We start from the raw sequence: 9207 nt of genomic DNA, 5'->3' as shown, positions 1-9207 counted from the left end.
GTATCTTTTAGATAATTTTTTATTTCACTTATATNATGCAATAAACCAAATCTTTTCTTATGCTCAATTACTATATATTCAAAATTTAAATTGATTTAAATCATATTTTTTATTAGCATTATTAGTTATAACTCTAACATCATACTTTTTAGATAAATAAGATGCAACTTTTATTATCCATTTTTCATAGCCTCTATTATCAGATAAATGTGATATACCATATAAAGCAATTTTCATTAACTATTGAAGATAAAAAAGTTTTATAAATTTTTAGACATTTTGATATTTAAATCTATGTATATATTTCTAAAATAATTTTTGAATAATTTTCTAAATAATTTATGTAAAAATTATTTTTAATAATCTCTTAACAAATATAACATTTTATTAAATAAGTTGTCACTATATGCAAAAGCTCTGATAAACACTTAAGTTATTATAAACTATTGCTTATTTATGGTAAAAGCAATAATACTTGCAGGTGGATATGGTAAAAGATTAATTCCATTAACTTTAGAAAAACCAAAACCATTGATAGAAATAAAAGATAAACTCAATTTTACAATGGCAAATATAATGGTTAATTAAACAAAATATAAAAGAAATTGTTTTAGCTGTAGGATATTTAAAATCTAAGATATTTGAAACTATAGGTGATGGTTCTAAATTTGGAGTAAAAATATATTATAGTGTTGAAGAAGAACATTAGGGAACTGGAGGAGCTATTAAAAAAGCTATTAGTTATATTGATGAAGATATATTTATTGTATTAAATGGAGATATAATTACAAATCTTTCACTAAAACTTTTAATAGAAAATATAAATAAAGATGTTATTGCATCAAGTGCTTTAGTACAAATGAGAAGTCCATATGAAATAACCTCAAATTGATAAAGAAAATTATATAACAGAATTTAAAGAAAAGCCATTATTTGATTATTTAATTAATGCGGGAATTTATGTTTTTAATAAAGTAATATATAATTATTTACCAGATAAAGGTGATATTGAAGTACATACTTTTCCAGATCTCGCTAAAGAAAGAAAAATAAAGGGTGTTATTTATAAAGATATTTATTGGAAATCAATAGATAGTATAAAAGATCTTGAAGAAGTTAGCAAAGTAATTGATCAAATATATTCTTTATCATAAATTAGCTAGGTTACTCTATATAATTTTTTATTAATTTCAAAATAAATATGCAAAAGTGTCGTATAACGTTAGTTATCCGACATTTGAGTAGATAACCTAAATAATATATATATTATATATCGTTAAATTTTCAATAAAACATTTTACTTTATTATAAATTTTTTATTGTATTTATGATATCTTTTTCAGACAAATTTTTAATTTCTTCTATTATATCCTTTGTATTTATATTTGTTAATTGTTTGTTTTTATGTATAATAATATTTCCATAGCATCTTCCAAGTTCATATATATTTAATCTCTTGTTTTCTTCTATGTATGTTTTACATACTTTTATATTTTCTTCTATAATTTTATATACTTCGGAATAATTGTAGAATTCATTTTTATAAAAATATACTAGATACTCAAATGCTGAAGCTATCAAGTTCACACTTACTACCTATTGAACGAATTACGGCATGTCCAATTTCATCATCTATTATAATATCTNTACCAGTCTTCATTATGTTATTTTTTATATTTTTCATATCTAAATAAAATGGATATGTTATTATACTATTTTTCGATAATTTTATACTAATAATAGAAGAATCTTTTATATTCTTATTACTTAGCACAATCTCATATTTTATTTGCTGTTTTTTCTAATGGTTTTTTTATAATAAAAATTTTTTTACTGGGAAAATAAATCCCTAGATTTCCTTGATATACAAACAATAATATGAATATATCATAAAATCACCATAGTGATTTTACTATTCTTAATCTTAATCCTTCAATTTTTATACCATTCTTATTGAAATATTCTATAGCTTCCTCAAAACTACTTTTTATAATGTTGTCTAAATTATATCCGTCTTCTGACATTACTATATGATAGTAGCAAAAGTTTATAAATTTTTATTATTTCAAAATTTAAAAATCGTCCAACAAATTTAATATATGTTCATAATTAATCATATTAATAATGAATATATAATAGCTAAAAATATCGGTAAATTACTTTCATCTAAAATGTATTATATCTCTCGGATAATTTTTAGAGCTCTTTTAGATTTAATTTCTATTTTTAAATTACCCGAAATAACATCTATCTCATAACTATTTCTATAATAATATACTTATCCAAATCTCCTTTTTAAATGCGATTGGAGAATCCATTCATACAATGCACTTTTTAAATATTCTGTATTAGTCCATAAACTTAAAGATTTTGCCAAATATGGACTCTAATATCAAAAATTTCTTTCTTTTCTTCAATTTATTTGTTTTTCTTTAAATAATGTGTAATCTAGTATAGTAATCCATCATTGATGTTAGAATTGATACTTCTAATATATTTATAAATCATTAGAAGTTATACTTCTAATACTAGGACCCTAGATAAGAGTTTTATCTGACCTTTACTACTTAATTTTTATCAATAAGATAACAAATCTACAATGCAAAATTATTATTAATAAAATTATTAAGAAGCGTACATTCAGCATTTATTAACTATTTTTANNNAGAACTTATTTTTAAATTTCTAAAGATTTAAATAGAATATGGTTTCAATACCAACCTGGTTTATATATGCATTATTAGGAGCAATATTTGCAGCTTTTTCTACTATATTTGCTAAAATTGGATTACAAGAAATAAATTCTATTACAGTAACAGCCTTAAGATCAATTATTATGGCAATTATTATATTTATTATATTTATTTTAGAAATTGGAAATATAAACAATTTATTTAATTTATCTAACAAAGATTATATATTTGTAATATTGAGTGCTATATTTGGTGCTCTTTCTTGGATAGCCTTCTTTTATGCATTAAAAATTGGAGAAGCTAGTAATGTTAGTATAATAGATAGATCTAGCTTTTTATTTGTTGTTTTATTAAGTATTATAATATTACAATGAAGATTTAACAATCCAAAAAGCTATTGCCAGTATATTAATGTTTATTGCTTTAATATTATTAGTTGTATAATTTTTAAAAAGAACTTATTATATATTTTCTAATATTTTTTTAATTTCCAATAATTTATTTTGCAATGATTTATATTTATTGATTATTTCTTCTTTTTCTTTATTAATTTTATCTAAGTCAGATTTTATTTTACCAATTTCTATTTGTAAATTTTTAATTGTTTCATCTTTATTATTTATAATATTTTTTAATTCATCTCTTTCAGCTTTTAATTTTTCTATTTCTTCCTTAAGATTTTTTACCTGATATTTTAGTATCATCCAATTCTTTATTAGAACTTCCAAATGATAGAATTACAATTTAATTGATCAGATTTTATTTTTTCATATGTTTCTATTACAAGAGCACCTGCCTTTGTTTTTCCACTTATATGATTTCTTATAGTTTCTTCAGATCTACCCAATTCATCTGCAATTAAAGCTTATTGGCATTGCTGCTTTATATCTTGCATAAGCTGCTGCTGCAATTGCCAAACTATCAATCCATGTAGATCTTTCATTAGGATCTTTTATTAATTTTAATATTTCTGGTCTCTATAGAGTACCTATAATAGTAATGTTTCTAATTTTTTTATATCATTCTTTCCTAATGGATTTAATGGTATACTTTTCAAGTCTATATCTATTTTTTCATCCTGTTNTGTAGAAACATTATCAACCATAACAATATAGTTGTAAATTAACTTTTATAAATCAAATAAAAGGAATATGAAAAATAAATATAAACTCCGGAATAAAAGGTATTAAAAAATCATTCCTTATCAATTTTCCAGATAGTAAGTGCCAATAATATTTCTACTATATCTATTATCAACGCTATCTCAGCTAATACATTTGTAAATAAAGCATTTATTTTACCTCCTCTAATATATTGAACATATCCTACAAACAGTGCTAATAGCATTATTAACCAAAACATAATGTTTGGTAAATAATATTTCTTCCAATTTAATAAGAATACTAATCCAGATATTATAGATAATGCTACAAACATTCCTACAAATGCTCCAAATATTAAAGATACATTTACTGTTACTGCTCCTGCTACTAACATATGTACTCCAGCCCAAAAAGCTGCTAATAACATTCCAATCCAACCAATTATTTCTTTTAATTCCATCTTATAACCTATCTTATAAAGTTTTATAAAATCTATAAATCCTATATTTAAATAGGTATTATAAATAAAAATGAGGGGAAAAATTTTTGATGATATTATGATGTTTATAGGATATTATCTTCCAATATTTATTATAGTTCTTGCAGGAGTTATATTTGTTTTAACTTCATTATTTAAATTCTACCATATTAATAATCNNTCACAATACTCTATTTCAATACTGAATCAGAAAAATCAAAATAATCAAAACAGTAATCAGAATACCATACATTAAAAAGTATNGTAAATATATATTATACAAATTGATTTGATATATATTATGTTCCATCATTTATTGAAAATCTAAGTAATTGGAGTATATTTTATAATATTACAAATACTTATAGTAGTAGTAGTAGTGGTAGTTTATTACAAATAAATCCTCCAAATATAACAAATACTAATTCAACATCATTTGATATAAATTCATTGGATGTTGAATTGAATCTATAATTAATCTATCAAATAATACTTTTGAAGGAAATGATGTCTATGATATACATATAATGAAAATACAGTATGAATGTAAAATTGTTGGAAATAATGTTTTAGAATATCAGGCAGGTAGTTTTGCATATTTTTGTATATTATGTGAACCAGTGTCAGGAAATAGTCAAAGTATACAATATTACTATTTAAGTGAACCTGAATATATCAGATTTAATTCCAGCAATATCTTTATTAGGCACTTCTGATCCAAATACTCAATATTATGATTATATAGTAAATAATATAGAAATAGTTAATGGAACATATTTAGCTACACCTTTATCAAATAATTGAGGATATTCTATGGAAGATTTCCAAAATATATTAGTTACAATTGGTCCTCCTTTATAGTGATTATATTCAAGCATATCCATATTTTGGGAGTAATTGTTGTATTTTTAGTTAATTATGATGGTAAATATTATGCATTACCTTCATGGTATGCTGGTCAAGATAGTGAGGGAAATTATTATTTCTTTATTAATCTATTAAATATTCCTTCATTATATAATAGTAATTTTGGTTGTAATATTATATCAATATTTGTTGGATTTAGTAGATGGAGGTCTTTTATCTATTTAAATGGTACAATTGGTGGTGATCCTGATGCATTAGATCCAAATAATGCTTCTAATGCAACTATTTATGATAATGGATTGAATGTATTTCCAATATATGTTAACTTTTATCCATATAATGGAAATATAGAAGAAAAAGAAATATCCTGTAATAATGGATACACAGCATGTTTTATCAATAATCAATCTAGTGATGTATTACCTACGTATAATAATATAAGTATTTATGTAAATGGAACAAATATTATTCCACAAATTATATCAAATGAATATTTCGAAGGACTAATGATGGATAATGGGACAAATCAGGGATCTTATGCATTAATTACATCAAATGTTTTACAAAAGACTTTTAATCAATTATCTCAATCACAAAATGGATTGGGATTACAAACATTTGCATATTTTTCTGGAATACCATGGGAAGATACTCCGGGTACTGTTACAACTCCATATGTTTTAACTGCTGTAGTATTATCATATGTTAGTTATAATAATCAATTCCAAGCTGATACAGTAAATGATTATAATTATAAAGATTCAACAACGAACTGTATACATGGTCTTAGAGGATGTGCTCCTGTAGGAAATCAAAATATAGGCATAAATGTTGGAGGTCATACATATTTACCACTTAATTTCCCAATATTTATGTATGAATATGCATGGGCATTTGGTGGTCCAGGTCCAGGCTATTCTTCAGGATATTATGTTGGAATATTGCAATATAGTGATACATTAGGATTAGGATATTTCTTAACTACTCAATATACAAATAATCTAAATCCAAGTGGATATTATGATTATTATTATTCAGGATCTGGATGGTATTTTAGTTGGAATCCTTCTTCTTTTGGTTGGAATCTCAATTATTATTTCTTAGAAGATAATAATGGAAAGATATACGGACAAAATGGAGGATCAAATTATTTTGCCTTTATACCTCCAGATCAGCAAAATAATAATCATTATTCTGAATATGGAGTGTTTTGGATGTATAATTGGTTCCAGCCAGAAAATAATAATGAAAATAGTAATATGAATATATTTTTCTTAATGATATTGAACACTTTCAATTATTCTCTTGCTTCAGAACCATATAGTTGGAGTTGTGGATGGGGTTGTAGTCATAAGGCACTTGCAATACCACCAGCACCTCCTGGAAATATAGTACAATAACGGGAGAACCAATATTTGTACAATCATACATAAATGCATATAATACGGCGTTTAATCAACCTGTAAATTATCAAAGGACTTTGATTAATTATTATTATTTTAGTCCTAACGATACAAATGGAAACTTCGGACCTGGAACATTTGGATCCTTTGAAGAATATAATAATGGAGAGAGATTTAGAGTAAGACATTTGGTAGATAACCTTAACAATTATGTTGGGATACCTTATTTATTTATTTCAACAGGTTCTGGAGGGGGATCGGGATTTATGTATCTAAATTGGATAATAGCAACCTATGGAGTACCTTATATAATAAGCGTATCTTAAAAATTGCTAAAAAATTAGGTAGAAGAAGAATATACCTGAGATGGGGAATCAAAAGAAATAGCTGAACCAGCAGGTCTAGCAGGGGTACCGTATGGAATTATGGTTTTATTTGGTAAGATTAATACAACTCCTCCGGCAAATTGCCATAGTGTCCATATACCATTGTTTGGTATGCTACTGTTCCTGTTGTGTTTGTCCATTGGAAGTATAGGAGAATTTCCTGGTATTACTGCTGCGTATGTTCCTGGTGTATTCATTGCTGCTACGAAGTTGGATACCCATTTATCATATGTATAGAATCCTGCAATGTCTGCTGGATCTATTTTATTTGCCTCTATCACATAATATGTCTTCCATTTATTGTCGCCTGCTCAACTGGCACCTGGCCCTTAATTACATATAAATCCTTTAAGGGGTCATATGGTTGATGATTTATTGGATCAGTCTGCCCAACAAATTGACTACTCAATTGAACTATTTGATTATGATTATTAATTATTGTACTTGCATACTGGCCATTCCATATTACGTCATGTACTGTAGTTCCATTGTTTAATATTAAATTACCTGTAGGATCTGTCTGTCCATTATAATTTACTGTTTGACCGTTTGGTACAAATGCTTCATAACCATTTTGAGATCCTAAATATTGTATATGTTCATTATGTGAAGGTAATGCCTGAATTCCAAATAATGCACCTATATCAGCAGCAGTAACAGCAACACCAATTGCTATTGATGCATATTTTGCAGCTATACCTCTACGACCACCAAGTCTTCCTTCTAAATATGATCCTACTGAAAGTGAAGCTCTTGTATAAGGAGATAATGATAATGCATAACCTGCTATTACTGGCCCATATTCTTTCAATTTATCATCTAGATATTCTTTAGATTCTTTCAATTTATCTTTAATTTTTCTAATACTTTTTATATTTTCTAATCTACTAAAAAATAATATCTTCTAAAGTCATAGGCTTTTTCATATAATATATTTTTAGTAAAGCTTTAAAAAAGGTAATTATTTTTATAATTATTAAATAAATAGACTTCTTCATATAAGTTTTATAAATATTCCTAATGCTTTAATAGAATATAATAACTATCAATGAAGCCTAATTTCTATATAAAAAAGCTCACTGCCTAATTATAATTTAATGAGACTTTGGTCATTACATTCAAAATATTTAGATAAACTTGGTCTTTTAGGTTTATTGAGAGAAGGCTTATTAGCCCAATAAGCATCATTAGGAAAAACAAAAGGATATAAAAATCATCCTCAATTAATTATATTCAAGAAAACAAATGATCAAATATTATATATAGGACAATTTATATTATGTTTATTTAGAAGGAAAAAGAAGAGGATACAATTTTAATAAAGATAAAATAATAAAGTCTGATTTAAAATTAAAAATGCCACTAACACTTGGTCAAATAAATTTTGAATTTCAACATTTACTTGAAAAACTTAAAATAAGAGATAAAGAAAAATATGAAGAAATAAAAGATGAAAAAATAATAGAACCAAATCCAATTTTTCATATTATTGATGGAGATATTGAAGAATGGGAAAAAGATAAAAAAGCTTTAAATAAAAAGTAATTATAGATTTTTTATATAATTAGTATTTCCTTAACAGAAAATGGTTCTCCAGAAGCTTTAATAATTTATTTTCAATTTCAATTCCTAATTCTTGTTTTATTAATTTTGATAATTGTCCAGTTAACTTCTGTTCAATTGATACTATTTCTTTAGATTCTTCTATTAAAATTTAATTTCTTTTGGAAATGGAGATAAATAAGATATATGCAAATATTTCCAACCTTTTAAATATTTTAATGCTTCTAATATTGGCATCTTATTAGAACCCCAAGAAACAATTACTTGTTTCCTTCTCCATATATTTGATCTGGTTCAAATTCTTTTAATTCCTTTTCCAAGATTCAATTTCCTCATCCTTTTTTCACTCATTTTTTGTCCCATTTCATGATTTTCTGTTTCTATACCTGATTCATCATGCTCATAAGATGAAGCTTTTACAATTGCATCAAAACCAGGTATTGCCCTTAATTGATATCCTTGATCATTTATTTTATAATTTTGATAATTCTTTGGAGGCTCCAAATCTATATATCTCGATATTTCTATATTTGGTACATATATATAATCGAAATTCATCTTTGATTCACCTAAAAATAAATCTGGATAATAATATTACAGATTTAATAAATTTATATGCAATATGAAATGCTTCAATTGTTCTTTCAAAAGCTTCTGCAGGATCTCCAGGTGCAATAACGACTCTAGGAAATTCTCCATGACCAATATTCAATG

15 protein-coding genes and 1 pseudogene are annotated in these 9207 nt (G+C 25.0%); 7 read left to right on the top strand and 9 right to left on the bottom strand.

The genetic code is table 11. From position 1 onward, the window contains the following. Positions 1-78: 78 nt before the first annotated feature. Complete coding sequence (locus LUA84_RS02085; RefSeq protein ID WP_231434223.1) at positions 79-237, bottom strand: hypothetical protein; 159 nt, start codon at positions 235-237, stop codon at positions 79-81. A gap of 219 nt (positions 238-456) precedes the next feature. Between LUA84_RS02085 and LUA84_RS05250 the strand changes: the two genes are divergently transcribed. Beyond that, entirely contained in the window at positions 457-588 is a 132-nt protein-coding gene (locus LUA84_RS05250; protein WP_231434222.1) for a sugar phosphate nucleotidyltransferase, read from the top strand. Positions 589-887: 299 nt separating this feature from the next. Then, entirely contained in the window at positions 888-1154 is a 267-nt protein-coding gene (locus tag LUA84_RS05245; protein ID WP_457913347.1) for a nucleotidyltransferase family protein, read from the top strand. Between the two features lie 151 nt (positions 1155-1305). On the opposite strand, the gene LUA84_RS02075 is transcribed toward LUA84_RS05245, so the two are convergent. After that, positions 1306-1587 (bottom strand): hypothetical protein, encoded by a 282-nt coding sequence (locus tag LUA84_RS02075; RefSeq protein ID WP_231434221.1) that lies wholly within the window; start codon positions 1585-1587, stop codon positions 1306-1308. 308 nt (positions 1588-1895) lie between these two features. Next, a complete protein-coding gene (locus LUA84_RS04215) occupies positions 1896-2024 on the bottom strand; it encodes a hypothetical protein (RefSeq protein WP_256443511.1) in 129 nt (42 codons plus the stop codon). Positions 2025-2704: 680 nt separating this feature from the next. Here LUA84_RS04215 and LUA84_RS02070 point away from each other — a divergent pair. Further along, a complete protein-coding gene (locus tag LUA84_RS02070) occupies positions 2705-3067 on the top strand; it encodes an EamA family transporter (RefSeq protein WP_231434220.1) in 363 nt (120 codons plus the stop codon). 87 nt (positions 3068-3154) lie between these two features. On the opposite strand, the gene LUA84_RS02065 is transcribed toward LUA84_RS02070, so the two are convergent. The 3 genes from LUA84_RS02065 to LUA84_RS02060 all read right to left on the bottom strand — a co-directional run bounded on the left by LUA84_RS02065 (position 3155) and on the right by LUA84_RS02060 (position 4256). Then, the gene (locus tag LUA84_RS02065; RefSeq protein WP_231434219.1) at positions 3155-3397 is read right to left on the bottom strand and encodes a hypothetical protein; all 243 of its coding nucleotides are present in this window, start codon (positions 3395-3397) and stop codon (positions 3155-3157) included. Positions 3398-3408: 11 nt separating this feature from the next. Continuing rightward, positions 3409-3540, bottom strand: coding sequence for a hypothetical protein (locus tag LUA84_RS04210; RefSeq protein WP_256443510.1), 132 nt, complete (start codon positions 3538-3540; stop codon positions 3409-3411). A gap of 347 nt (positions 3541-3887) precedes the next feature. Further along, positions 3888-4256: a hypothetical protein gene (locus LUA84_RS02060; RefSeq protein ID WP_231434218.1), complete on the bottom strand. Its 369-nt coding sequence runs from the start codon at positions 4254-4256 to the stop codon at positions 3888-3890. Positions 4257-4934: 678 nt separating this feature from the next. Between LUA84_RS02060 and LUA84_RS02055 the strand changes: the two genes are divergently transcribed. The 3 genes from LUA84_RS02055 (at position 4935) to LUA84_RS02045 (ending at position 6870) form a co-directional block, all read left to right on the top strand. Then, positions 4935-5078: a hypothetical protein gene (locus LUA84_RS02055; RefSeq protein ID WP_231434217.1), complete on the top strand. Its 144-nt coding sequence runs from the start codon at positions 4935-4937 to the stop codon at positions 5076-5078. 83 nt (positions 5079-5161) lie between these two features. After that, positions 5162-6541 (top strand): hypothetical protein, encoded by a 1380-nt coding sequence (locus LUA84_RS02050; RefSeq protein WP_231434216.1) that lies wholly within the window; start codon positions 5162-5164, stop codon positions 6539-6541. Between the two features lie 80 nt (positions 6542-6621). After that, positions 6622-6870 (top strand): hypothetical protein, encoded by a 249-nt coding sequence (locus LUA84_RS02045; protein ID WP_231434215.1) that lies wholly within the window; start codon positions 6622-6624, stop codon positions 6868-6870. Positions 6871-6884: 14 nt separating this feature from the next. On the opposite strand, the gene LUA84_RS02040 is transcribed toward LUA84_RS02045, so the two are convergent. Both LUA84_RS02040 and LUA84_RS02035 read right to left on the bottom strand, forming a co-directional pair. Then, on the bottom strand, positions 6885-7211 hold the full coding sequence (locus LUA84_RS02040; RefSeq protein WP_231434214.1) for a hypothetical protein: 327 nt from the start codon (positions 7209-7211) through the stop codon (positions 6885-6887). After that, the gene (locus tag LUA84_RS02035) at positions 7208-7774 is read right to left on the bottom strand and encodes a hypothetical protein (protein WP_231434213.1); all 567 of its coding nucleotides are present in this window, start codon (positions 7772-7774) and stop codon (positions 7208-7210) included. Before LUA84_RS02035 ends, LUA84_RS02040 begins: the two co-directional genes overlap by 4 nt. A 253-nt stretch (positions 7775-8027) precedes the next feature. Here LUA84_RS02035 and LUA84_RS04675 point away from each other — a divergent pair. Continuing rightward, positions 8028-8475 (top strand): annotated as a pseudogene (locus LUA84_RS04675) (pyrimidine dimer DNA glycosylase/endonuclease V). A 312-nt stretch (positions 8476-8787) separates the two neighbouring features. Here LUA84_RS04675 and LUA84_RS02025 read toward each other — a convergent pair. Then, entirely contained in the window at positions 8788-9051 is a 264-nt protein-coding gene (locus LUA84_RS02025; protein WP_231434211.1) for a hypothetical protein, read from the bottom strand. Positions 9052-9207: the final 156 nt, after the last annotated feature.

It is taken from the genome of Candidatus Nanopusillus massiliensis (assembly GCF_920984865.1).
This window is presented reverse-complemented; position numbering and strand designations above follow the sequence as displayed.

Coding starts and splice junctions, on each gene's coding strand:
- LUA84_RS02085 (WP_231434223.1), bottom strand. CDS start 237: ATGAAAATTGCTTTATATGGTATATCACATTTATCTGATAATAGAGGC.
- LUA84_RS05250 (WP_231434222.1), top strand. CDS start 457: ATGGTAAAAGCAATAATACTTGCAGGTGGATATGGTAAAAGATTAATT.
- LUA84_RS04215 (WP_256443511.1), bottom strand. CDS start 2,024: ATGTCAGAAGACGGATATAATTTAGACAACATTATAAAAAGTAGTTTT.
- LUA84_RS02070 (WP_231434220.1), top strand. CDS start 2,705: ATGGTTTCAATACCAACCTGGTTTATATATGCATTATTAGGAGCAATA.
- LUA84_RS02065 (WP_231434219.1), bottom strand. CDS start 3,397: ATGATACTAAAATATCAGGTAAAAAATCTTAAGGAAGAAATAGAAAAA.
- LUA84_RS02060 (WP_231434218.1), bottom strand. CDS start 4,256: ATGGAATTAAAAGAAATAATTGGTTGGATTGGAATGTTATTAGCAGCT.
- LUA84_RS02025 (WP_231434211.1), bottom strand. CDS start 9,051: ATGAATTTCGATTATATATATGTACCAAATATAGAAATATCGAGATAT.